The sequence below is a fragment of the Candidatus Margulisiibacteriota bacterium genome (assembly GCA_041650855.1).
GTDB lineage: Bacteria > Margulisbacteria > WOR-1 > O2-12-FULL-45-9 > XYB2-FULL-48-7 > JALOPZ01.
Genome location: JBAZKJ010000001.1, coordinates 188,195 through 210,909, shown reverse-complemented (window position 1 = coordinate 210,909; position 22,715 = coordinate 188,195). Strand labels below are relative to the sequence as shown.

The window sequence follows — 22,715 nt, the reverse complement described above, 5'->3', positions numbered from 1 at the left end:
AGCAGGAAGCCCCCGACGAAAGTCGGGGGCTTCTGTTTTTTGACGGTCGTTGCCGGATTATGATATACTTCCTTTGTCATGCCGCCGAAAAAGAATAAGAATACGGCCCGTAAACCGCTCAAAGAGTCAAAGCTCCCGTCCAAGTTCAAACAGGATATCGTCGCGATCTTATTGATCGCGATCGCCATTTTTATCCTGCTTGCCAACCTTTCCTCGGCGACCGGGCTATTAGGGCTGTTCGTCGTTAAGAAGGCGCTCCGGTCGGTGATCGGGGCGGGGATCTACCTCCTGCCGGCCTTTATCGGCCTCTACGGCGTCATTATGCTCCTCCGGCACGAAGTTAAAGAGTTGACGGTCCGGTTGACCGGCCTGCTGGTCATGTTTTTGGTCTTTATCTCCGTTGCCCAGTTCGCCGCGCCGACTTACTTCGCCCATGTCACTACTCACGAGCTGTCCAAGGGGGCGGGGGGAGTGATCGGCTACGCGGTGACCTTCTCCCTGGAAAAGACGATCGGCCTGGCCGGCGCCTATGTTTTCCTGTCGGCCCTGGGGTTGATCGCGACCCTGTTAATGTTCAACATTACCGTGCAAACCCTGATCGACCTGATCGCCGGGATGCTCCACTTTGACCGGAAAGCGCCGGTCGAGCCGCCGAAAAAGTCGGCCGCGCCGCCGGTCAAGCCGCTCAAGCCGGTCGATAAAGAGGTCATTCCCGCGCCGCCCATTGAACCGGACAAGCCGAAGCCGGTCGTCGAAGTCGTTCTGCCCAAGACGCCGGCTGAGCCGGTCAAGAAGGCGAAGACTGAAGCGCCAGTTGATGCCAGATATGAGGACTATGAATTGCCGTCGCTTGATCTGCTGGAAGACTCGACCGTTAAAGAACGGGCAGCCGCCGAGAAGTCAAAGGCCCTGACCCAGGAAAGGGCCAAGCTCCTGGAACAGTCGCTCCGCAACTTCGGGATCGCCGCCACGGTCGTCGCCATCTTCCAGGGGCCGGCGGTCACCCGCTACGAGCTGCAGCCGGAGCCGGGGGTCAAGGTCAGCCGGATCAACAGTTTGTCCGACGATATCGCCCTCGCCATGGCGGCGCAGGGGATCAGGATCGAGGCGCCGGTCCCCGGCAAGTCGGTGATCGGGATCGAAGTGCCGAACCAGACCGTGACCCCGGTCCGCCTGAAAGAGATCATCAATACCAACGAGTTCATGCACCATTCGTCCAAGCTGGTCTTCGGCCTCGGCAAAGACCTTTCCGGCAACCCGATCTACGGCGACATCGGCAAGATGCCCCACTTGTTGATCGCCGGGACGACCGGCTCCGGCAAATCGGTCTGCATCAACTCGCTCATTACCAGTATTTTGATGCGGGCCAGGCCCGATGAGGTCAAGATGCTGATGATCGACCCGAAGATGGTCGAACTTTCGATCTACGACGGGATCGCCCACCTGCTGGCCCCGGTCGTGACCGACGCGGCCAAGGCGGCCGTTATGCTAAAAGAATGGGTCATCAAGGAGATGGAGCGGCGTTATAAACTGTTCCACGCCGCCGGCGCCCGGCACCTGGAAGCGTACAATGAAAAGGTCAAAGACGAGCCCAAGCTCCCTTATATCCTGGTGATCGTCGACGAGCTGGCCGATCTGATGATGGTCGCGGCCAAGCACGTGGAGCCGGCGATCTGCCGGATCGCCCAGATGGCCCGCGCCACCGGCATTCACCTGGTCATCGCCACCCAGCGGCCGTCGGTCGACGTCATCACCGGCCTGATCAAGGCGAACATCCCGTCGCGGATCGCTTTTGCCGTCGCCACGCAGATCGACTCGCGGGTCATTCTCGACGCCTCGGGGGCCGAGGTCCTGCTCGGCCGGGGCGACATGCTGTATAACCCGATCGGCGCGATGAAGCCGACCCGGGCGCAGGGCTCTTTCGTGACCGACAAGGAGACCGAAAAGATCATCAAGCACGTCAAAGCGCAGGCCGAGCCGGAGTACCTGGAAGAGATCATCGGGATCAAGCCGATCGATTTCGGCAAGGATTCCGGCAATGGGGAAAGGGAGACGGGCGGCGGGAAAGACGCGCTGTTCGCCGAGGTCGCCCAGCTGATCATCGAAAGCGGCCAGGCGTCGACCTCTTACGTCCAGCGGAAGTTCCGGATCGGCTATAACCGGGCGGCCCGGCTGATGGACGAGATGGAAGGGGCGGGGATCGTCAGCGCGCCGGAAGGCGATCTCAAGGTTCGCAGAGTCACCGCTACCAGAGAAACCCTCAAAGCGCTCGGCCTCGGTTCTTAGTCCTTCTCGTCAGGCTCGAAAAGTTCGATCTGCCTTTTTTCCCAATCGATCCGTTCGATCGGCGGGCGCCGGTCGGGCGCCGGTTGGTTGGCCCGGTCGGCCGGCAGTTGATGTCCCGGCCGCAGCGTGATCACCCCGAGCTTTTCCAGCAGCTGCAGCCGGCCGGGCGACGGTAAATTTTCAAAATAGGCGGAGTTCCGGCCGAATTGGTCTTCGGTCGCCGCGCCGGCCCGGATCATATCCGCCAGGTGATCGCGCCGCAGGTTGCGGAGCTGGACCTGGACCACGTGCCCGTCCAGCTCTTTGGCTTTCTGGGCGATGGCATGCAGGGCGTTGGCAAAGAGGAGCGGCGAGATCGTGTTGTCGTACAGATAGACGGCCAGCTCTTTGACCGCGGTTACCGGTTGCCTGCCGAGCATGACCCGGTCGGCCAGGCCGTAATCCCTGATGATCTTCAGGGAGACGTTGATCTTGCCCAGTAACTGGCGGAAAGTGTTCTGAAAGTTACGGATGGGGATATCCCGGCCGTTGGGAAAGAACGGTTTGCCGGCGCGCAGGCTGTATTTCCAGACGATATGTTCGACCATACCGGATATATATCGCCGAAAAACCGCCGGGATTTCATGATATAATGCCTTAAATTAATGCGTAAGCTCGTTCTTGGCCTGTTATTATCGGTTTTAGCGGTTTCCGCCGTCTCCGCTTTTCCCCAAAGGATCGTTTCCGGTATCCCCTCGGCCACCGAAATGCTGTTCGCCTTGGGCCTTGGCGACCGGGTCGTCGGCGTAACGACCAACTGCAATTACCCGCCCGAGGCGGCCAAAAAAGAGAAGGTCGGCGCTTTGACGCTGAACCTGGAAAAGGTCGTTTCGCTCAAGCCGGACCTGGTCGTCATGCTGGCGGATGCTCAGCCGCGCGAGATCGAGCGCTTGCGGGCATTCGGGCTGCCGGTCTTTACCATCGAGCCGCGCACGGTCGCCGGCGTGGAAGAAGCGCTGCTCCGTTTGGGGGCGGTGACCGGAGCGACGAGGGAAGCGGCCGAGCTGGTCGGCTCGATGCAGGAGCGGCTGGAGTCCCTGGCGCCGCCGGAAAATGATCTGCGGGCGGTCTTGCGGCGCCCCCGGGTGCTGGTGATCGTCGGCTACGAACCGCTGATCGTCGCCGGCGGGGGAACTTTTATCGACGATATCCTTGGCCGCGCCGGGGTCGAGAACCTGGCCGCCCCGGCCCGGGGCGCCTATCCGCATTTCAGCCTGGAACGGTTGTTAAAAGAGCGGCCAGACTATATAATTGTTCCCGCAGGGGTCGTCCGGCGGGGGGAATTGGAAAAGCGGGGGGAGTGGTCGGTCATTTATCTGAACCCGGACATCGTTTCCCGGCCCGGCCCGCGGGTCGTGGAGGCGGTCGAAGCGATCGCCAGAGCTTGTCATGAAAAGAAAATTTAACAAACAGCAAAGCGCCGCCGCGATCGTCGTTCTGAGCTTGGCATTGGCCGCGGCGCTGGCCGTTTCTCTCCTGCTTGGTTCCGTTTTCCTGGCGCCGGGCGAACTGCTGCAGAGCAAGATCTTCTGGCAGATCAGGTTCCCCCGCGTCATTCTCTCCGCGCTGGTCGGCTTGCTCCTGGCGGTCCCCGGCGTCGTCCTGCAGGGGGTATTGCGCAATCCGCTGGCGGACCCTTACATTCTCGGGGTTTCGGCCGGCGGCGGAGTGGGGGCGGCGATCGCCATCGCTTTCGGCCTGCAATTCACCCTGCTGGGGATGAGCTCGGTCCCGCTACTGGCGTTCGCCGGCGCGCTGCTGGCCGTTTACGTCGTTTATAAGCTGGCGGAGATCGGCGGCAAGGCGTCGCCGGAGACGCTGGTCCTGGCCGGCGTGGCGCTCTCCTCGTTCTGCGCCGCGGCGCTCGCGCTTATCATTATCGTGACCGGCAATCTCCAGTCGATCTATTTCTGGCTGCTGGGGAGCTTGTCGGGCGCCAGCTGGGGTAACGTTTTGACCGTCCTCCCTTATGCCGTGCTCGGGACCGGCATCGCTTACTTTTTCTCCAAAGAGCTGAACGCGCTCCTCCTGGGCGAGGACATGGCCCAGACCCTGGGGGTGGACGTAGAGAGCGCCCGTTTCAGCCTGATCGCCGCGGCTTCCCTGATGACTGCGGCGGCGGTCTCCGTTTCCGGCCTGATCGGTTTTGTCGGCCTGATCGTGCCGCATTGGGTCCGCCTGCTGATCGGCCCGAACCACCGTTATCTGCTGCCGATCGCCGCGCTCTCCGGCATGCTGCTGATGGTCGTGGCCGACGCGCTGGCCCGCACCGTGCTTTCCCCGCTGGAAGTCCCGATCGGGGTCATTATGTCGCTGGTCGGGGCGCCGTTCTTCCTCTACCTGCTCCGCCGGCGGAGGACCGAAGGGCGATGAGCATCTTGCAGGTCGAGAACCTGATCTGCGGCTACGACCGGAAAAAACCGGTCATCAAAGGCGTCTCTTTCGCGGTCGGCGACGGCCAGTTCGTCGGCATCGTCGGGCCGAACGGCTCCGGTAAGACGACCCTGCTGCGGGCGATCACCGGGTTGATCCCCGCTTTTCACGGGGCGGTGCTGGTCGGCAAGCACCGGATCGACCAGCTGGAGCGGAAAGAGTTAGCCCGGCGGGTCGCCTTTGTCCCGCAATTAATGGAGCCGGTCGACGGCTTTTCCGTGGAAGACCTGGTCATGCTCGGCCGCACCCCTTATTTGGAACGGTTCACTTTCGACGGGCCGGACGACCGCGAGGCGGTCAAGTGGGCGATCGAGGAGCTCAAGATCGGCGAGCTGAAGGAGCGGCAAACGACCGAGCTGTCGGGGGGCGAATTCCAGCGGGTGGCGATCGCCCGGGCGCTGGCCCAGGAACCCAAGGTCCTGCTGCTCGACGAGCCGACCTCCCACCTCGATATCCGTTACCAGGTCAACATCTGCAAACTGCTCCGCCGGCTGCGCAGCCACCGCTCGGTGGTCGCCACGTTCCACGACCTGAACCTGGCTTCCCGGTTCTGCTCCCGCCTGGTCCTGCTCAAGGGGGGCGAACTGATCGCCGAAGGGACGCCCGACGAGGTCGTGACCCCGGAAAATATCTGGAAAGCTTACCGGATCAAGGTTTCCGTGAAGAAAAACCCCCGCACCCAGAAAGCCCGCTATGTCCTTTTACCGTAAGTACCGCGGCGACCTGCTGGCGGTCGGCGGTTTTTTTCTCCTGACGCTGGCGTTCTTCTGGCAATTTCTCGACGGGAGCGTTATCCTGTCGTTCAAGGACCTCTCCCGCTATTTCTACCCGCTGCGCCAGCTGATGGTCGAACAGGTCAAGGCCGGCCACCTGCCGCTCTGGAACCCTTACATCTTTTGCGGTTTTCCGCTGCTGGCCTCGCTGCAGATCGGCTTTTTCTATCCGCCGACGGCGATCCTTTACCTGCTGCCGTTCGCGCTGGCTTTTAATTACTACACGATCGGCCACTATTTCCTGGCCGCCTGTTTTATGTACGCGCTCCTCCGGCACTACGCGCTCCGCCGGCTGGCGGCCTTTTTCGGCGGCCTGGTCTTTGCCTTTTCCGGTTATCTGCTCTCGGTTTCCAACATGAACACTTCCCTTTCCTCCGTGATCTGGCTGCCTCTTGCCTTATTGTTCCTGGATAAGCTGATCAACGCGGGCCGGGACGCCCGGCGTTGGCTGCTGGCCGCTTTAACCATTGTGCTTGCCCTCATGTTCCTTGGCGGCGAACCGACGATCATTTACGTTTCCGCCTGGTTCCTGGCCGCTTATGTCCTGGTCTTTTCCGCCGATCGCCGACGCGACCTGTTAGCCCTGGCGCTCGCTTTTGTCTGGATGGCCGGACTGGTCGCCGTCCAACTTATACCGTTCCTGGAGCTGGCCCGGCTGTCGGACCGGCTGGTGCTGACCCAGTTCGACCTGATCAGCTTCCGTTCGCTCCCGCCGCGCGAGATCATTAACTTTGTTTTCCCTTATTTCTTCGGCAATGCCGGTCTGCTGGGCGGATATAACGAGGTCTTGCTCGGCAAAAGCAACCAGGACTGGCTGATCTCGATCTATTTCGGCGCTATCCCGCTGATCTGCGCGTTTTTCGCTTTCAGCCGCAAACGGGCGGCGTTCTTCGGCGGCGCCGCGCTGGTCGCGCTGCTGCTCGCCTGCGGCCGGTACACCTGGTTCTACCGGCTGGTCTTTTACGTCATCCCCGGGATTTCGCTGGTCCGGTTCCCGGTCAAATATCTCTTCCTGCTGACCTTTTGCGCGGCGATCCTGGGCGCTTTCGGGGTGGAGGAGCTAACGCGCAGCCGGGAAAAGACGGTAAAAGCGGCCAGGATATTCGGCGCTTTGGCCGCGGCGGCGTGCCTGATCTCGCTGCTCGGGTTTTTCTTTGTCAGCCAGATCTACTCTTTTTTGCTGGCGCGTTACCCGGCGTCGATCCCCAGGGTCTTTTTCGACGTCTTGCGCAATATCATCGCGTTCAACCTGACCAGCGCTTATAACCTGACCGGTTACCTGACCGGAGCGTTCATTGTGCTCTGGCTGGCCGTCCGCCGGCGGATCAGCCCGGCGGTGCTGCTGGCCGCGCTGATCCTGATCACGGCGGCGGACCTGCTGGCCAACGGCAGTTCGATCGCCGTTGGCGTCACGGCGGAGGTGTTCAGCAGGGAAACGGAAACTTTCCGGTTGATCAAGCGGGAGGACGCTTTTAGCCGGGTCTATTACACCCGGCGGGTCGAAGAGAACAACCGCCTGATCTTCGGCCAAAGTTACGCCGACGCCCTGCTGAACGCCAAGGATAACTTTACCGCTAACTGGCATATCCCGGCGCACTTGTTCGATTTTTACGGCTACGAATCGATCCGGCCGCTGAAATTGACCTGGTTGATGGAAAAGAGATTTACCGACGCCAGGGTCGGCGGCGAGATCCGGGCGCTCGGGGAGTATAACGTCCGGTATATTTTGACCGACCAGCCGCTCCGCCAGAGAGGCTTGAAGTTATTGCGCCAAAAATACGCCTACGGCCACGCCCTTTTCCTTTACCGGAACGAACTGGCCAAGCCGCGCGCTTATCTGCTCAGCGGCCAAGGGCGGGTCACGATCGATTCTTACCGGCCGGGCCGCATCACGCTGCTGGCAACGGCGGAAACGGCGGCGACCCTTTTCTTGAGCGAGGCCAGTTATCCCGGCTGGCGGTTCCTGGTCGACGGAAAATTCGCCGGCGCGCCTAATCCGCAAGGGGTCTTCAGCGCCGTCGCCCTAAAACCGGGCCGCCACCGGGTCGAGTATGCGTACGATCCCTGGAGCCTGAAGATCGGCGCCCTGATCAGCGCTTTAACGGCCGCGCTGGCCGCCGGACTGCTGCTGTGGCGTTCTTTGACCCGCCGGCGGGTGCCATGAAGCGGACTTGGCTTATATTACTGCTGATCATGGCGCTGCAGCTGCTCCTGCGGCTGCCTTTTATCGCGGAGCCGCTCTCCCAGGATGAAGGGATCTACTCCTGCGTGGCGGCGCGGCTGGCGCACGGCGACGTGCTTTACCGCGACCTGATCGACAACAAGCCGCCCGGGATATTTTATCTTTACCGCTCGGTCTACCAGCTGTTCGGCTGGAGCGCGCCGGCGCTCCGGTGGTTCACCGCTTTTTTCGGCCTGTTATCCACGCTGGCCGTTTTTCTGCTCGGCCGCCGCTGCCGGGACGAGCGGGCCGGACTGCTGGCCGCGTTGTTTTTTGCGGTCTTTTCCGGCGGCGTGTTCGTGGAAGGGGCGGGCTCGAACACCGAAGTCTATATGGTCTTGCCCTTACTGTTGGCGCTGCTCGCTTTTTTCTCCGGCGCGTTGTTTTGGGCGGGATTATTGTCCGGCCTGGCGCTTTTGTTCAAGCCGGTGGCGGTTTTTCCGCTCCTGGTCCTGCTCGGCTTTGCTTGCTGGTCAGGCGGAAAGCCCGGCTGGCGGCGGCCGGCGCTCTTCCTGGCCGGCAGCGCCGGCCTCCCTCTGCTGACGCTCCTTTATTTCTGGTCCCAGGGCGCCGGGGAAGGCTTTATCAACTGCAACCTATTCTACAGCCTGGGGATGGTCAATCCCCGGCTTGGTTATTTCCTGTTCAAGACCGTTTACCTGATGCTGTTCGAGAACTCGGTATTGTGGCTGCTGGCGGCGCTCGGCCTCTGCCTGGCTTTTAAAGAACGGCTGCTGCTGGCGGCCTGGACGCTGGCCGCGCTGGCCGGCGCTTTTGCCGCCGGTTATTCGTTCGGCCATTACTATTTGCCGCTCATTCCCGGCTTGTCATTGCTGGCGGGGATCGCGGTCGCCGGTTGGCCGGAGCTGAAGATCGCCCGGCGGGGTCGGGCCGCGTTCGGCGTCCTGCTGGCCGCGTTGACCTTGCTGATCGTCGCCAGCCAGTATGAATTTTATACCGTTTATTCCCCCGCCGAGATCGCGCGGCAGCGGTACGGCACGCCGGCCAACGAGCTTGCCCGGCGGCTCGGGGCAAGGCTCGGTGAGATCACTTTGCCCCGCGACCGGATCCTGACCAAGAGCTTATTCTCCGCGGTATTCTATGCCGGGCGGCTGCCGGCCGGGGGGAATTACCTGACGGTCCGGGGCGGGATCGGGGAGATCTCTCTGTTCGGCCGGCAATTGTTCGCCGGAGCGCTGCTGTTCCAGCGCGATCCGGCGATGGTCCGCGCGATCGACGAAGATTTTTACCGCGCGCTGGCGGACGACCGGACAAAATACTATGTCGTTTACCTGCCGGACTATTACGCGCCGCCTGATGCCGCGGCCCGGCTGCAGGAATACGGCTATCGGCTGGACCGGTCGTTGACCGACGCGGCGAACGGCGTCATCGTTTACCGGCGCGAGGTCGGCAAGATCGGAGTGGCCGGACGGAGAGAACGAAGGAAAAATGGGGTGAGTGAGGAGACTTGAACTCCCAACCCCCAGATCCACAATCTGGTGCTCTAACCAGTTGAGCTACACCCACCACCCGGCCTAATTATAGCAGAATGTCACTTCCGCTTCTTGACCGAAAAGCCGAAACGGCCCAATTCCTTGCCTAAAAGATAATATTTACCGTGCGAATAGCAGATCGGCTCGGTCCGGGCAAGGTTGAACGCCCCTTTTTTGTCGATATATTCCTTGTCCGCCTGGATCCCCAGGACCCTGGCGATGAACATGTCGTGCGAACCGAGCTTTTTGATCTCCTCGACCCGGCATTCGATGTTGAGCGGGCTCTCTTTGAGGAGCGGGGCCTTAACGTGCGCCCCTGTGAGCGGCGTCAGCTTGAGCTGCCGGAACTTGTTGATCTCCCGGCCCGACTTGACGCCGCAGTAGTCGACGGCGAACGCCAGCTTTTTGGTGGTCAGGTTGATGACGAACTCGCCGGTCCGCTCAATGATCCCGTGCGAATGCCGCTCCGGCCGGACGGAGATGTAGGTCATGGCCGGTTCCGAGCAGATCGTGCCGGTCCAGGCGATCGTTAAGAGGTTGTAGTTATCCGGCGCGTCGCCGCAGGAGACCAGCACGGCCGGCACGGGGTAAACCATCGTCCCCGGTTTCCACAGGCTTTTGCTCATAACGACGCGGTCACCTCCTGCAGGTCGGTGATCAGCTCTTTCCAGTAGCGCGCGTTGCCCGATTCCGGAAAATGGACCGGGAAGTCCGGCTCGCCGCTTTGCACCGCCAGCCAGGCGGCAAAATGGACGAGCCGCATCCCGCGCAGGGTGGGGACCAGCCGGAGAGTTTTACGGTCGAACGACCGGAACGTTTCGTACCCCTTGAGCAGCCAGGTTAATTCCTGTTCGGCGTGTTCCAGGCCGCCGGGCAGCAGCATCCAAACGTCCTGGACGGCCGGGCCGCAGCAGAGGTCGTCAAAGTCGACGATGAATATCCCCTCGTTCGGCCGGTGGATCAGATTCCCTTTGTGCAGGTCGCCGTGTAATAAGATCTGTTCCGGGCCGTCGAAGAGCGGGTCGGCTTTGGCCGTGAAGTCGTTAATGACCCGGTCAAAGGCCGGACGGAAATCGGGGAGAAGGAAAGAGGAGGCGTTCAACGTTTCCAGCTGCTGTTTGGTGGCGATCGCCGGGCGCCAGGTGACCCGCGTTGACGTTTTGTGCAGGGCGCCAACCTGGTGGATCCGGGCGATGTGCCGGCCGATCTCCTGCCAGCCGTCCGGGCTGAATTCGTCGAGCGCGCGGCCGCCCTTTTTGGGAAATAGGGAGTAGGGAATAGGGCCGGAATAGAACAAAGTTTCACCCTTGATCTCCAGCGGCGGGATAACGGGGATCTCTTTACCGGCCAGCTCCCGCAGGAAAGCGTGCTCTTCACGGATCATGACGTCGGTCCAGCGCCCCGGCCGGTAAAATTTAACGATCAGCCGCTCGCGGGAATCGTCCTCTTCCAACTCATAGACCCGGTTGATGTAGCTGTTCCGCTGGCGCAGGACGTTGCTCAGCTTCTTGCCCAGCGTGGTTTCCACCGCGCTATAGATCGCTTCGTGGGTCAGTTCCGACCAAACCGTCATGGGTTAAATAATAGCAGAATTAGTCGGTTTTTGCTGTCTGCTTGAGGCAAACAAACCACTTGCCGGCCTGAGTCGGGCATTCCCAGGCGGAATCGACGACATAGACGGTGGCATAAGCCGATCGGAACTTGTTCAGCCACCAGTCGACGCTGTTGTTGAAATACGATTGGAGCGGAGTGACGAACCAGCCTTCGTTCCGGCCGCTTTTCGAGACCGGGACCAGGTGAAACGAGGCTCCCTTGACCGTCCGGTGACATTCCTTGACGGTTTTAACGATCCCGTCTTCCGTGAAATGTTCGAGCGAGCCGATGGAATACGCGTGATCAAAAGCGTTGTCGGTATATCCGCTGTTGGTCGCGTCGCAAATCTTAAGGCGCTCCGCGGGAATCCCTTTAGCAATGGCCCGCTTGATCAGTTTGTCGGAGATATCGCAGCCATGGACTTCGAGCTGCGGCGAGGTGCGGGCGAGGATCTCGATCACCTTGCCGGTCCCGCAGGCGATGTCCAGAACGCGGCCGCGGCAAGCTGCCAGCAATAGGGGGATCTCTTGCCAGACGGTCTTTTCGCCCCAAGTATCCAAAAGAGCGGCGAAGTCGTCGTCCCAATAGATCCCAAGTTCCTGATGTTCCGGGCTGTTCATTGCGCCTGATGACGCACTGCTGAAATGGCGGCGTTTTCTTTTGGGCGGAGGAGAGAACAGGGCGCGCTTGACCGCGCTCAGCGATCCGTAGATCACCGGCGGGCAACAGAGACGGAACAAGGTCTTTAAGCGATTCATAATAAAAATGCGCCATGAAGGACTTGAACCTTCAACCAACTGATTAAGAGTCAGCTGCTCTACCAATTGAGCTAATGGCGCGTAACTGCGGCAGAAATGCTATTATAGCGCATTTTTTTAAAATGGGCGAGAGAGGACTTGAACCTCCAAGCCTTGCGGCACATGATCCTAAGTCATGCGCGTATGCCAATTCCGCCACTCGCCCAAAAAAACTCGGGCCCGAGAGGATTCGAACCTCCGACCGACAGATTAGAAATCTGTTGCTCTATCCAACTGAGCTACGGGCCCAAAAGCGGGAGACGAGATTCGAACTCGCGACATCCACCTTGGAAGGGTGGCGCTCTACCATCTGAGCTACTCCCGCACACTGGTCGGGGCGACTGGATTTGAACCAGCGACCTCGTGGTCCCAAACCACGCGCTCTACCAAACTAAGCTACGCCCCGGTCGGTAAAAAGCATAACACGGGTGAAATTTTTAGTCAAAAGAGGCGATAAATAGAAGGACTGGAGAGCTCGTGACTCGTGGGATCGATCTACCTTAACCCGGTGTCGCCCCGCTAGACGGCTTTTCCAGTCCTTTTCTTTTATCATTATACCACGATTTTACTTCCCGGTCAAGATGAGCTAAAATTGACCTATCATGCTCAAGATCAAGCGGAACGTCTGGGCCCTCGGGCTGACCAGCTTCTTTACCGATGTCAGCTCCGAAATGATCATGGTCCTGATGCCGCTTTTCCTCACTTCGCTCGGGGCAAGCCGGGCGGCGATCGGCCTGATCGAAGGGGTGGCCGACGCGACGGCCAGCTTTCTCAAGATCATCTCCGGCTGGGTCTCCGATAAGCTCGGCAAGCGGAAGCTGCTGATCGGCCTCGGCTACAGCCTTTCGACCCTGACCAAGCCGCTGGTCGCCCTGGCCAACACCTGGCCGCTCGTCCTCTTTGTCCGCTTTACCGACCGGGTCGGGAAGGGGGTCAGGAACGCCCCCCGCGACGCCTTGATCGCCGATTCGACCGAGCCGTCCGAGCGCGGCGTCTCGTTCGGTTTTCACCGGATGATGGATACCGCCGGCGCGGTCGGCGGCGCGCTGCTCGCTTCCCTGTTACTTTATATTTTCTCCACCCACTTTAAGATGGATATCATGACCCAGTACCGGACGATCTTCTGGATCTCCGTTATCCCCGGCATCTTGTCGGTCCTGACGATCATCTTTTTTGTTAAGGACCTGCCCGGGAAATGCGAGCAGTGCGAAGAGAAAAAGGCGAGCGGCGGGTACCGCCGCGGGTTTACCGCTTTCATGCTCGTGATGGGGTTCTTCCAGCTGGCGAATTTCTCTTACGCGCTCTTTATCCTGCGGGCGTCGGACCTCGGGGTCGTCGCCTTCCTGATCCCGATCATTTACCTGGTCTATAACCTGGTCTACGCCAACTTTTCCATCCCTTTCGGCCGGTTATCCGACCTGATCGGCCGTAAAAGAGTGCTCGGCGAAGGGTTTCTCCTGCTGGCTTTTATTCTGTTCGGTTTCGCTTTCGCGACGCAAACCTGGCAGGCCTGGCTGCTTTTCGCCGCTTACGGCCTGGTCTCGGCGATTACCGAGAGCATTCCGCGGGCGATCGTTTCCGACCTGGTGGCGCCCGAGGTCCGGGGAACGGCTTACGGCATTTATTACACCCTGATCGGCGTCACCGCCCTGCCGGCTTCGGCGATCGCCGGCCTGCTTTGGGACCGCTTTGGCCGGGTCAACGGCCCGGTCATCGCTTTTGGCTACGGGGCGCTGCTGGCGATGGTTGCCACTGCGCTCCTCTTATACCTGGTCCCCGATCTGCGGACGGAGAAGAAAGGACAAAACAGATGAACAATCAGCGCCGCTTAGCCCTGGCCCTGTTCATTATCCTGATCATTTTCCTGGTCGAGCTGGTCGGCGGTTTTGTCTCCAACAGTTTGGCCTTGCTTTCCGACGCGGGGCATATGCTGACCGATACCATGGCCCTCGGCCTGGCCCTGCTCGCGGCGCTCTTTGCCGCGCGGCCGGCGACCAAGGAGCGGACCTTCGGTTTTTACCGGCTGGAGATACTCTCCGCCCTGTTCAACGGCTCGCTCCTGGCCCTGGTCGCCCTGTATATTTTCTATGAAGCGGTCGTCCGGTTCCTGCACCCGGTGGCGGTCCGGAGCGATATCCTCTTGCTGGTGGCGACGGTCGGTTTGCTGGCCAATGTCGGGGCGGCGGTCATCCTGGCGAAAAGCTCCCGCGACAGCCTGAACGTGCGCGGCGCTTTTCTCCACGTCTTGTCGGACCTCGTCTCTTCGGTCGCCGTCATCATCGGCGGGATCTTGATCCGCTATCTTGGCTGGTATTATATCGATCCGTTCCTGGGGATCGTGATCGGGATCATGATCCTGCGGGGGGCGCTGGGACTGGTGCTGGAATCGGTCAATATCCTGCTGGAAGCGACGCCGCGCGATACGAAGCTGGAAGAGGTGGCGGCCGCGATCAGGCAGGTCAACGGGATCGAAGACCTGCACGACCTCCACATCTGGACGATCACCACCGGAATGAACGCGATCTCCGCCCACCTGGTCATTGCCGACGCCCTGACGGACAAGGCGGCGGCGATCGTCGCGGAAGTGAAGGCGGTCTTGCAGGCGAAATACCAGATCAATCACGCCACCTTCCAGACCGAATGCGAATCGTGCCCGGAAGGGCTGATCTGCCGGACCGAGCCGGCGGCAAGGGAGCATGGACACCGCCACTGAGATCATCCGGGTCGACGGCCTGACCCGCAAGTTCAACGATCTTACCGCCGTGGACGGCATCTCCTTCGCGGTGAACCGGGGCGAGGTCTTCGGTTTCCTCGGGCCGAACGGGGCGGGGAAGACGACGACGATCAACATGCTTTGCACCTTGCTTCGGCCGACCGGCGGGACCGCCCGCGTCGGCTGCTGCGAGGTCGCCAAAGAGCCGAACCGGGTCCGCAAGGAGATCGGGATCATCTTCCAGGACCCGTCGCTCGATGACCGGTTAACCGCCGAAGATAACCTCCGTTTCCACGGTTATCTCTACAATATGGACCACCAAAAGATCGAGCAGCGGATCGTCTCGGTCCTGTCGTTGGTCGAACTGCTCGACCGGCGGCAAGAATTTGTCCGCAAGTTCTCCGGCGGGATGAAACGGCGGCTGGAGATCGCCCGCGGCCTGCTGCACCAGCCCAAGCTCCTTTTCCTCGACGAACCGACGCTCGGCCTTGACCCGCAGACCCGCGTCCATATCTGGGACTATATCCTGAAAATGCGGCAGGAGAACGGCCTGACGATCTTTATGACGACCCATTACATGCAGGAGGCCGAGGTTTGCGACCGGATCGCGATCATCGACCACGGCAAGATCGTCGATATCGCTACCCCGGCCAAATTGAAGGAGAAGCACGGCGAGACGACCCTGGAAGGGGTCTTTCTGAAGGTGACCGGGCGCGAGATCCGCCAGCAGGCGGGGGAATCGGCCTGGTCGCAGTGGATGAGGCGGTCATAATGGGCGATCTCTGGGCCATTTATATCCTCTGGCTGCGCGACCTGAAGCGGTACTGGTACGACAAGCCGCGGATCTTCGCTTCGCTCGGCCAGCCGATCCTCTTTCTCTTCGTGCTGGGGACCGCTTTGGGCCCGTCGGTCGCCACGCCGGGGGGGATCAACTTTTCCGAGTTCATTTTTCCGGGGATCATCTGCATGACGGTCCTCTTTACTTCGATCTTTTCCGCCATTTCCATCGTTTGGGACCGGGAATTCGGCTTCCTGAAAGAGGTACTGGTCGCGCCGGTCTCCCGCTGGTCGATCGTCATCGGTAAAGCGTTTGGCGGTTCGACCGTCGCGGTCCTCCAGGGCTGTCTGATGCTGGTCCTGGCCCCGCTGGTGGGGGTCAAGTTGACGCTCCTGATCGTGGTCCAGAGCGTGCTGGTGATGTTCCTGATCGCTTTTGCCATTACCGGCCTCGGCATCGTTATCGCGGCGCGGATGAAGGAGATGGAAGGGTTCCAGATGGTCGTCAACTTTGTCATTATGCCGATCTTTTTCCTTTCCGGCGCCCTGTTCCCGCTCGACCGGCTCCCCGGCTGGCTGGCGGTCCTGACCCGGATCGATCCGCTGACCTACGGCGTCGACCTGCTCCGCCGGGTCATGCTCGGGATCAATACCTTTAATCCCCTCCTGTCGGTTGCCGTCATGGTTAGTTTCACCCTGGTCATGTTCGCTATCGCCGTTTTCGAGTTCAACCTGGCGGAGTAGGTTCCCTTCCTTGCCTAAACTTTAGGCATCGGCTATAATCAATTAATCCTGAGCATGGGAGGAAATAATCATGGCATTAAGCGCGGCGGCTAAAGAAGTTCTGGAGAGAGCGAAGTCCGACGGGGTCCGGTTCGTCAACCTGCAATTTACCGATATTTTAGGGGCGATCAAGTCGGTCGCCATCCCGGTCGAGCGCCTGGCCGACGTCCTTGATAAGGGGATCTGGTTCGACGGGTCGAGCATCCTCGGCTTCGTCCGGATCTGCGAGTCCGACATGATCCTGCGGCCCGATCCGGCGACCTACGCCGTTACTCCCTGGACCCCGCCGGAGCGCAAGTCGGCGCGCTTTCTCTGCGACGTGCACACCCCGGACGGTCAGCCGTTCGAAGGCGACCCCCGGTCAACCCTAAAAAAGACCCTGGCCGAAGTCGCCAAGCTCGGTTATGTCTACAACTGCGGTCCGGAAGTCGAGTTTTACCTCTTTAAGAAGGTCGACGGCAAGATCACCACGCAGCCGCAAGACTCCGGCGGTTATTTCGACTATTCGCCCCGCGATATGGCGAGCAATGTCCGCAAGGACATCGTTATCGCCCTGGAGCAGATGGGGATGACGGCCGAGATGTCGCACCACGAGTGCGGACCCGGCCAGCACGAGATCGACATCCGCTACGCCGACGCGCTGACGGCGGCCGACAACGCCATTACGCTCAAATATACGATCAAGGCGATCGCCCAGAAGCACGACCTGTTCGCCTCCTGCATGCCGAAGCCGCTCTATAAGCAGGCGGGGTCGGGGATGCACGTCCACCAGAGCCTGTTCGACAAGAAGGGGAAGAACCTCTTCTTCGACGCCAAAGATAAGTATAAATTCTCCAAGCTGGCGTACTCGTTCATGGCCGGCCAGCTCGATCACGCCAAAGCGTTAGCGGCGGTCGTTGCCCCCACGGTCAACTCGTACAAGCGGCTGGTCTCCGGCTACGAAGCGCCGGTCTACATTTGCTGGGCGCAGATCAACCGCTCGGCCCTGATCCGGATCCCGCGCTACTCCCCGGGCCGCGAACAAGCTACCCGGATGGAGCTCCGCTGTCCCGATCCGTCGTGCAACCCGTACATCGCCTTCGCCGCGATGCTCAAGGCGGGCATGGACGGCGTCAAGCGCGAGCTGACCCCGCCGAAGCCGGTGGAAGAGGACGTTTACGAGCTTGACGAAACGCGCCGGGCCGAACTGAAGATCGACATGCTGCCGTTCTCCATCAAACGGGCGGTCGAAGAGCTGAAAAAGGACAAGGTCGTCCAGGAAGCGCTCGGTAAACACACGCTCGAAAAGTTCGTCGAAGCCAAGCTGGCGGAGTTCGACGACTACCGGATGCAGATCACCCCGTGGGAAATCGATAAATATCTCGAAGCGTTGTAATATAACTACACAAGTATTATAATCCCTTCAGGGCTTGGACGGTGGGGATGCTGATGCGAAAAAATACGCTGATATTTATTGTCCTGTTGAGCATCAGTGCGGCAGCTTTTGCCGGCGTGCTTCCGTGGGGGTTGACTTCGACCATGCTGATCAGATGGGAAGATGACCGGCTGGATGCCGATCCCAGTGTGGGGAAAGCCCGTCTCACCCTGAAAAAACCCGTTCAAGCAGGAAACGTGAACTTTTGTACGCAGGTCTATTACCAGTATGACGCGTACGACAGTTTTTTAACGAGCAGTCACAAAGAGACGGATATAGGGATCCTTTTTGATTTTCTCACCGTTGATAACGAAGCGGTTAAACTTACGGTAAGCCCGGGTTATGAATATCAGGACTGCAGCGGGAACAAGGATGGCTTAATGCTTTTGCAAGTAAAGGCGGACCTGTGATGAGATCGATCGTAAAAATAACCGTGGTCCTCTTTGCCGTATTATTAGTGGCCAACCAGGCTGGCTTATGCCAGACCGATACTGCCAAAGTTAACATCCAGCTGACCGCCGAAGAAAAGGCTTTCTTGGCCGCTCACGCGCCGATCAGGATCGGCATCATGAACAATTGGCCGCCCCTTAATTATTTGGCTCACAATGGCCAGCCTGCTGGACTAGGCGTTGATTATCTTAAGGCCATCAATCAGCGCCTTGACAACGCGCTGGTCATTGAGCCTGCCCCTTTTAGGGATAACTACGAGAAGGTCAAGAACCGGCAGCTTGACGCCCTGATGGATATTACTCCCAAGCCGGAACGGCTGGCGTTTTTCGAATTCACCAAGCCGTATTTGGCCATCCCGCATGTGATCGTCGGCCGGAAAGGCGACCCGTATTTTTCCTCGGAGAATGACCTGAAAGGGAAGACAGTGGCACTGGAAAAAGGCTACTACAATATCACCCATTTCCGCCAGAATTATCCCGAAGTAAAGATCAGGGAGTACGGCTCGACCGGTGACGCGCTGGACGCGGTGGCCAGGGAAGAGGCCGATGCCTATGCCGGCAACCGGGCGGTGGCGATCTACCTGATCGAAAAGGAGGTCCTCAGCAATCTCGATCTGGAGGGGAGGTTGAGCATCCCGCCGAGTGAGCTGACGATCGGCGTCCGCAAGGACTGGCCGATCCTGGCCGTTATCCTTAATAAAGCGCTGGCGGCTGTCCCGGAGAGCGAACGCGCGGCGCTCAACGCGCATTTTATTACTAGTTTTTACGAGCCCTGGTATACAAGCAGGCAGTTCTGGACGATTGTCCTGATCTCGATCGGGGTCGTTGTTTTGATCGGACTGTTCAGCCTGATCTGGAACAGGGCGCTGCGGCAACTGGTCGAACTGAGGACGAAGGAGCTGCAAGAAAGCGAACGGAAGTACCGCGCCCTGGTCGAAAACGCGGGGCAATTGATCATGGTGCTGCAGGACGCGCAGATCAAGTATATCAACGGCAGAAGCGTGGACCTCTTCGGCCGCCAGCCTGCAGAAGTATTGAACCGGCCTTTCATCGACTTTGTCGATCAGGCCGATCAGAAACTGGTAGCCGAAAATTACGCTAAACGGATGCGGGGCGAAAACGTGCCCGCCTATCCTTTTCGGGTCATGGCCACGCCGGGTGTGACCAAATGGGTCGAGGTCAGCGGGGTCAGGTTCGAGTGGCAAGGGAAACCGGCCACGCTTGTTTTCCTGACCGATATCACCGAACGCAAGCGGGCGGAGGAAAAGGAGATCGAACTGGTAAAAATACGCGAGCTGGACCGGATGAAAAGCCTGTTCATTGCCAGCATGAGCCACGAACTGCGGACCCCGCTTAACTCCATCATCGGCTTTACCGGCATATTGTTAATGGGGATGACCGGCGAGCTGAGCGAAGAGCAAAAGAAACAGCTGGGCATGGTGAAGAGCAGCGCCAGCCACTTGCTGGCGCTGATCAACGACGTGATCGACGTCAGCAAGATCGAGGCGGAAAAGATCCAGCTCTCGATCGAAGAGTTTAACCTCCCGGATACCATTCAGGGGATCAGGGACACGTTCCTGACCACGCTGGAGGAGCGGGGCCATAAGCTGACGCTTGATATCCCGGCCAAGCTCCCGGTCAAAAGCGATGAGCGGCGGGTCAAGCAGATCATTATGAACCTGGTCAGCAACGCAGCCAAGTTCATGGAAAAAGGGGAGATCGTTATCAGGGCGGCGGTCAAGGGGAACAAGGTTGAGGTGTCGGTCAGCGATACCGGTTACGGCATCAGGGCTGAAGATATGCCCAAACTGTTCCAGCAATTCAGCCGGATCTTTACGGAAGGCCAACCTTTACAGGAAGGGACCGGGCTGGGCCTTTACTTGTCGCAAAAGTTGGCCGGGATACTGGGGGGCGTGATCAAAGCGGAGAGCGAATTTAAGCAGGGGAGTACTTTTACCTTTATTCTTCCGTTAGATCGTCAGGGAGGTAAAAAGTGAAGAAGATTTTGATCGTAGAAGACAATGCCAAGAACATGTACCTGATGGACTTTATCCTGACAAAAAAGGGTTATGCCGTCGTCAAGGCGGAGACGGGCGAAAAGGGGGTCGAGCTGGCCGGACGGGAGAAGCCGGACCTGATCTTAATGGACATCCAGCTGCCCGGCATCGATGGCTATGAAACAACCAGGCGGATCAGGGCTTCCGGCAGTGCCGGTAAGGTTCCGATCATCGCGATAACTTCCTACGCCATGACCGGGGACAGGGAAAAAGTGCTGGCGGCGGGCTGCAGCGGCTATATCGAAAAACCGATCGATCCGGAAAAGTTTGTCCCCGAGGTCGAAAAACACTTGATGTGAAGGGGGAATAAAATGAAGGTATTGGCCGTGGACGATAACAAGCAGAACATTAATATGCTGGAAACCATATTAAAAAATGCGGGGTATGAAGTGGTCAGCGCCGGCAACGGAGAAGAAGGCTTGGCCATTCTCCAGCAGGGGCCGGTCGACTTGATCATTTCCGATATCCTGATGCCGAAAATGGACGGTTTTCAGCTTTGCCTGAAGTGCAAAGATGATGAAAAGCTGAAAAATATCCCTTTTATCATGACGACCGCGACCTATACCGAAAAAAGTGATGAAAACTTCTGCCTCCAACTGGGGGCCGGCAAGGTGGTGGTTTGGCCGATCGAGCCGGACGAATTTATACGAACGATAAACGAAGTGCTGGAGAAGACGAAAAAAGAAGGGGTGGCCGGCCATCGAGAGCTTGATCAATCCAGCGTGGAATTTTTGAAAGGCTATAATGAGCGGGTAGTGAAACAGCTGGAACATAAAATGGTCCAGCTGGAAGATGACATTGCCAAGCGCGAGCAGGTGGAAAAGGAGCTCAAGAAAAAGCTGGGAGAGGCGGAGATCTTCTACAAAGCGGCGATGGACCGCGAAGACAAGATCCTGGAACTGAAGAGGAAGCTGGCAGCGCTGGAGAAGGAGGGCCGGAATGCCTGATCAGGCGGACCGGCGGCGGCCAGCGCGCCTGAAGGAACGGGGACCCAAGGCCAAATGAATTACATTTTTGCCGTCATTTCGATCAGCGGATTTTTGGCCGCGGGTGGCCTGGCGGTCTATGTCCTGGCGCGCGATCCCCGGGAAAAACTTAACCGGCTCTTTTTTGCTTATTCCCTGGCGGTCTCCATTAATGAACTTTTAACCTTCTTGTCGATAATCAGCAGGGGGCCGCTGAGCGCCGATCGATATTATCAGTTATCGAACGTCTTTTGGGTGCTGTTTATCGTGGTTTTTTTCCATTTCTGCGTTATATTTGCCCGCAGGGAAACGCCCTTTATTAAGCGGATAATACTGCCGATCGCTTATCTTTCCCTGCCGATCATGTCCGGCTTAAGCGTCGGCACGCACTGGTTTTACACTATTCCCCAAATGACTGCCTTTGGTTTTTTTCCCGGTTTCGGCCAATATTACTGGGCATTCGTCCTGCATACCGTCGGTTTCCTGCTGGCGCAGCTGTGGCTGCTCTGGTCGATCTGGCGGGGAGCGAAAAGCAAAAGAGAAAGGGAACAAGGGCGGGTTATTTTCCTGGCCCTGGCGCTTTCTTTTTCGCTCGGGATTATTTCCGACGTGATCTTGCCGTATTTGGGCATGGATATTCGCTCTCTTGTCCCGCTGGCCATCAATATATTTGTGATCATCTTTGCCTACGCGATGGTGAAATACGGGGGGCTCAGGGTGACGCCATCCGCCCTGGCGGAAAGCATCGTTAAAACCATGCCCGATCTGTTGGTTTATGCCGATACCAGCAAGCAAGTTGCGATGGTCAACTTGGGTTTCGGGAAAGCCCTTGGCTATTCCAATGACGAGATAGTCGGCCGATCGTGTTCCCTGTTCCACGCGGATGAAAAAGCCCACCAACAATTACATGAGCTTCTTTCCCGGCAAGGAATGATCGCCGGGCAGCAAACCTTGCTAAAAAGGAAAGATGGGGTAGTGGTCCCGGCCAATGTCTCCGCCATGGTGGTCAGGGACTCCGCCGGCGAGGAAGTGGGAAGCCTGGTTATTTATCATGATATTTCTTCCGAACAGAAACTGCTGGCCGAACAGCAGAAATTGGTTGAGGAATTGACCAAGAACAAGGACAGGATGCTCTCGATCCTGGAAGACACGACCGCGGCGCGCGACGAGGCCAAGGCCAAAGCGGTGGAACTCGCCCGGGCGCTCGAGGGGCTAAAGGCGGTCGATCGGATGAAAACCGAGTTCCTCTCGGTCATTTCCCACGAACTGCGCACGCCGCTGACCCCGATCCTCGGTTACGTCGGGATGTTCCTGAACGAGCAGTTCGGGAAATTGCCGCCGGAATATCTGCAGCAAGCCGGGATCATTAAAAAGGAGAGCGAACATCTCCTCAGCCTGATCGACAGCATCCTGGACGTTTCCCGGCTGGAGCAGGGCGTCCAGCTGTCCCTCGATAAAAAGCCGATCCTGCTCCGGGCGCTGCTGGCGGACCTGCAGGAGGTGTTCAAGCCGGATTATGAAGCGCGGCAGATCAAGATAGAGGTTGACCTGCCGGCGGATTTTCCGACGATCGTCGGCGACAGCAGCAAACTGCACCGCCTGTTCACCAACCTGCTGGGGAACGCGTTGAAATTTGCCCCGCGGGGCGGCTGGGTCAAGGTCAGCGGCCGACCGGACGGCGATCAGGTGGTCCTCGAGGTCCGCGATAACGGGATCGGGGTCGCTCCGGAGAACCTGTCCCGGATCTTTGAGAAGTTCTATCAGGTTGACGGGACCTATACCCGGGCGACCGGCGGGGTAGGATTAGGGCTGGCGATCGCCAAGGAGATCGTCGAAGCCCACGGCGGACGGATCCGGGCCGAATCGCCCGGCCTGGGCCTGGGAACGAAGATCGTCTTTACTTTGCCGATCACCGGATAAAT

At 59.0% G+C, this 22,715-nt stretch carries 20 protein-coding genes and 6 tRNA genes; 16 read left to right on the top strand and 10 right to left on the bottom strand.

The window, feature by feature from the left end:
• Window positions 1-78: 78 nt before the first annotated feature.
• Window positions 79-2,286 carry a DNA translocase FtsK 4TM domain-containing protein gene (locus tag WC529_01065; GenBank protein ID MFA5112866.1) on the top strand — a complete coding sequence of 736 codons (2,208 nt, stop codon included), beginning with the start codon at window positions 79-81 and terminating at the stop codon, window positions 2,284-2,286.
• Here WC529_01065 and WC529_01060 read toward each other — a convergent pair.
• Window positions 2,283-2,873 (bottom strand): hypothetical protein, encoded by a 591-nt coding sequence (locus tag WC529_01060; protein ID MFA5112865.1) that lies wholly within the window; start codon window positions 2,871-2,873, stop codon window positions 2,283-2,285. The two genes, WC529_01065 and WC529_01060, sit on opposite strands and share 4 nt — an antisense overlap.
• Window positions 2,874-2,930: 57 nt before the next feature.
• On the opposite strand from WC529_01060, the gene WC529_01055 reads away from it, so the two are divergent.
• Genes WC529_01055 through WC529_01035 form a run of 5 tightly spaced genes read left to right on the top strand, consistent with a single transcriptional unit; the run spans window position 2,931 to window position 9,224 of the window.
• Window positions 2,931-3,731 (top strand): ABC transporter substrate-binding protein, encoded by an 801-nt coding sequence (locus tag WC529_01055; GenBank protein ID MFA5112864.1) that lies wholly within the window; start codon window positions 2,931-2,933, stop codon window positions 3,729-3,731.
• On the top strand, window positions 3,715-4,698 hold the full coding sequence (locus WC529_01050; protein MFA5112863.1) for an iron ABC transporter permease: 984 nt from the start codon (window positions 3,715-3,717) through the stop codon (window positions 4,696-4,698). The genes WC529_01055 and WC529_01050 overlap by 17 nt, the downstream gene beginning before the upstream one ends.
• Window positions 4,695-5,468, top strand: coding sequence for an ABC transporter ATP-binding protein (locus WC529_01045; GenBank protein MFA5112862.1), 774 nt, complete (start codon window positions 4,695-4,697; stop codon window positions 5,466-5,468). The genes WC529_01050 and WC529_01045 overlap by 4 nt, the downstream gene beginning before the upstream one ends.
• Window positions 5,452-7,695, top strand: coding sequence for a YfhO family protein (locus tag WC529_01040; GenBank protein MFA5112861.1), 2,244 nt, complete (start codon window positions 5,452-5,454; stop codon window positions 7,693-7,695). The genes WC529_01045 and WC529_01040 overlap by 17 nt, the downstream gene beginning before the upstream one ends.
• A 29-nt stretch (window positions 7,696-7,724) precedes the next feature.
• Window positions 7,725-9,224, top strand: a complete 1,500-nt coding sequence (locus WC529_01035; protein MFA5112860.1) for a glycosyltransferase family 39 protein — start codon at window positions 7,725-7,727, stop codon at window positions 9,222-9,224.
• Here the strand turns inward: WC529_01035 and WC529_01030 are convergent.
• The 9 genes from WC529_01030 to WC529_00990 form a co-directional block, all read right to left on the bottom strand.
• A tRNA-His gene (locus WC529_01030) sits at window positions 9,203-9,279 on the bottom strand. The genes WC529_01035 and WC529_01030 overlap by 22 nt on opposite strands.
• A 25-nt stretch (window positions 9,280-9,304) precedes the next feature.
• Complete coding sequence (locus tag WC529_01025) at window positions 9,305-9,871, bottom strand: flavin reductase family protein (GenBank protein MFA5112859.1); 567 nt, start codon at window positions 9,869-9,871, stop codon at window positions 9,305-9,307.
• A complete protein-coding gene (locus WC529_01020; GenBank protein MFA5112858.1) occupies window positions 9,868-10,818 on the bottom strand; it encodes a serine/threonine protein kinase in 951 nt (316 codons plus the stop codon). The genes WC529_01025 and WC529_01020 overlap by 4 nt, the downstream gene beginning before the upstream one ends.
• A gap of 19 nt (window positions 10,819-10,837) precedes the next feature.
• Complete coding sequence (locus tag WC529_01015; GenBank protein MFA5112857.1) at window positions 10,838-11,596, bottom strand: class I SAM-dependent methyltransferase; 759 nt, start codon at window positions 11,594-11,596, stop codon at window positions 10,838-10,840.
• A gap of 8 nt (window positions 11,597-11,604) precedes the next feature.
• Window positions 11,605-11,677: transfer RNA gene (locus WC529_01010), tRNA-Lys, on the bottom strand.
• 42 nt (window positions 11,678-11,719) lie between these two features.
• A tRNA-Leu gene (locus WC529_01005) sits at window positions 11,720-11,801 on the bottom strand.
• Window positions 11,802-11,810: 9 nt separating this feature from the next.
• Window positions 11,811-11,884 (bottom strand) — tRNA-Arg (locus tag WC529_01000).
• A 3-nt stretch (window positions 11,885-11,887) separates the two neighbouring features.
• Window positions 11,888-11,960 (bottom strand) — tRNA-Gly (locus tag WC529_00995).
• Between the two features lie 4 nt (window positions 11,961-11,964).
• Window positions 11,965-12,041, bottom strand: a tRNA-Pro gene (locus WC529_00990).
• 196 nt (window positions 12,042-12,237) lie between these two features.
• On the opposite strand from WC529_00990, the gene WC529_00985 reads away from it, so the two are divergent.
• From WC529_00985 to WC529_00940, 10 genes are all read left to right on the top strand, one after another.
• A complete protein-coding gene (locus tag WC529_00985; protein MFA5112856.1) occupies window positions 12,238-13,449 on the top strand; it encodes an MFS transporter in 1,212 nt (403 codons plus the stop codon).
• Window positions 13,446-14,348 (top strand): cation diffusion facilitator family transporter, encoded by a 903-nt coding sequence (locus tag WC529_00980; GenBank protein MFA5112855.1) that lies wholly within the window; start codon window positions 13,446-13,448, stop codon window positions 14,346-14,348. The genes WC529_00985 and WC529_00980 overlap by 4 nt, the downstream gene beginning before the upstream one ends.
• Complete coding sequence (locus WC529_00975; protein MFA5112854.1) at window positions 14,332-15,120, top strand: ATP-binding cassette domain-containing protein; 789 nt, start codon at window positions 14,332-14,334, stop codon at window positions 15,118-15,120. Before WC529_00980 ends, WC529_00975 begins: the two co-directional genes overlap by 17 nt.
• A complete protein-coding gene (locus WC529_00970; protein ID MFA5112853.1) occupies window positions 15,120-15,869 on the top strand; it encodes an ABC transporter permease in 750 nt (249 codons plus the stop codon). Before WC529_00975 ends, WC529_00970 begins: the two co-directional genes overlap by 1 nt.
• Before the next feature lie 70 nt (window positions 15,870-15,939).
• Complete coding sequence (gene glnA / locus WC529_00965) at window positions 15,940-17,283, top strand: type I glutamate--ammonia ligase (protein ID MFA5112852.1); 1,344 nt, start codon at window positions 15,940-15,942, stop codon at window positions 17,281-17,283.
• 86 nt (window positions 17,284-17,369) lie between these two features.
• Window positions 17,370-17,732: a hypothetical protein gene (locus tag WC529_00960; protein MFA5112851.1), complete on the top strand. Its 363-nt coding sequence runs from the start codon at window positions 17,370-17,372 to the stop codon at window positions 17,730-17,732.
• On the top strand, window positions 17,732-19,768 hold the full coding sequence (locus tag WC529_00955; GenBank protein ID MFA5112850.1) for a transporter substrate-binding domain-containing protein: 2,037 nt from the start codon (window positions 17,732-17,734) through the stop codon (window positions 19,766-19,768). Before WC529_00960 ends, WC529_00955 begins: the two co-directional genes overlap by 1 nt.
• Entirely contained in the window at window positions 19,765-20,127 is a 363-nt protein-coding gene (locus WC529_00950; GenBank protein MFA5112849.1) for a response regulator, read from the top strand. Before WC529_00955 ends, WC529_00950 begins: the two co-directional genes overlap by 4 nt.
• A 12-nt stretch (window positions 20,128-20,139) precedes the next feature.
• The gene (locus WC529_00945; protein MFA5112848.1) at window positions 20,140-20,775 is read left to right on the top strand and encodes a response regulator; all 636 of its coding nucleotides are present in this window, start codon (window positions 20,140-20,142) and stop codon (window positions 20,773-20,775) included.
• A 54-nt stretch (window positions 20,776-20,829) separates the two neighbouring features.
• The gene (locus WC529_00940) at window positions 20,830-22,713 is read left to right on the top strand and encodes an ATP-binding protein (protein ID MFA5112847.1); all 1,884 of its coding nucleotides are present in this window, start codon (window positions 20,830-20,832) and stop codon (window positions 22,711-22,713) included.
• The last annotated feature ends 2 nt before the right edge of the window (window positions 22,714-22,715 follow it).

What these genes read in the sequence shown, in the direction of transcription:
- WC529_00980 (MFA5112855.1), top strand. Translation starts at nt 13,446, where the DNA reads ATGAACAATCAGCGCCGCTTAGCCCTGGCCCTGTTCATTATCCTGATC.
- WC529_00945 (MFA5112848.1), top strand. Translation starts at nt 20,140, where the DNA reads ATGAAGGTATTGGCCGTGGACGATAACAAGCAGAACATTAATATGCTG.
- WC529_00970 (MFA5112853.1), top strand. Translation starts at nt 15,120, where the DNA reads ATGGGCGATCTCTGGGCCATTTATATCCTCTGGCTGCGCGACCTGAAG.
- WC529_01060 (MFA5112865.1), bottom strand. Translation starts at nt 2,873, where the DNA reads ATGGTCGAACATATCGTCTGGAAATACAGCCTGCGCGCCGGCAAACCG.
- WC529_01065 (MFA5112866.1), top strand. Translation starts at nt 79, where the DNA reads ATGCCGCCGAAAAAGAATAAGAATACGGCCCGTAAACCGCTCAAAGAG.
- glnA (MFA5112852.1), top strand. Translation starts at nt 15,940, where the DNA reads ATGGCATTAAGCGCGGCGGCTAAAGAAGTTCTGGAGAGAGCGAAGTCC.
- WC529_01045 (MFA5112862.1), top strand. Translation starts at nt 4,695, where the DNA reads ATGAGCATCTTGCAGGTCGAGAACCTGATCTGCGGCTACGACCGGAAA.
- WC529_00975 (MFA5112854.1), top strand. Translation starts at nt 14,332, where the DNA reads ATGGACACCGCCACTGAGATCATCCGGGTCGACGGCCTGACCCGCAAG.
- WC529_01025 (MFA5112859.1), bottom strand. Translation starts at nt 9,871, where the DNA reads ATGAGCAAAAGCCTGTGGAAACCGGGGACGATGGTTTACCCCGTGCCG.
- WC529_01055 (MFA5112864.1), top strand. Translation starts at nt 2,931, where the DNA reads ATGCGTAAGCTCGTTCTTGGCCTGTTATTATCGGTTTTAGCGGTTTCC.
- WC529_01035 (MFA5112860.1), top strand. Translation starts at nt 7,725, where the DNA reads ATGGCGCTGCAGCTGCTCCTGCGGCTGCCTTTTATCGCGGAGCCGCTC.
- WC529_01015 (MFA5112857.1), bottom strand. Translation starts at nt 11,596, where the DNA reads ATGAATCGCTTAAAGACCTTGTTCCGTCTCTGTTGCCCGCCGGTGATC.
- WC529_00985 (MFA5112856.1), top strand. Translation starts at nt 12,238, where the DNA reads ATGCTCAAGATCAAGCGGAACGTCTGGGCCCTCGGGCTGACCAGCTTC.
- WC529_00955 (MFA5112850.1), top strand. Translation starts at nt 17,732, where the DNA reads ATGAGATCGATCGTAAAAATAACCGTGGTCCTCTTTGCCGTATTATTA.
- WC529_01050 (MFA5112863.1), top strand. Translation starts at nt 3,715, where the DNA reads ATGAAAAGAAAATTTAACAAACAGCAAAGCGCCGCCGCGATCGTCGTT.
- WC529_01020 (MFA5112858.1), bottom strand. Translation starts at nt 10,818, where the DNA reads ATGACGGTTTGGTCGGAACTGACCCACGAAGCGATCTATAGCGCGGTG.
- WC529_01040 (MFA5112861.1), top strand. Translation starts at nt 5,452, where the DNA reads ATGTCCTTTTACCGTAAGTACCGCGGCGACCTGCTGGCGGTCGGCGGT.
- WC529_00940 (MFA5112847.1), top strand. Translation starts at nt 20,830, where the DNA reads ATGAATTACATTTTTGCCGTCATTTCGATCAGCGGATTTTTGGCCGCG.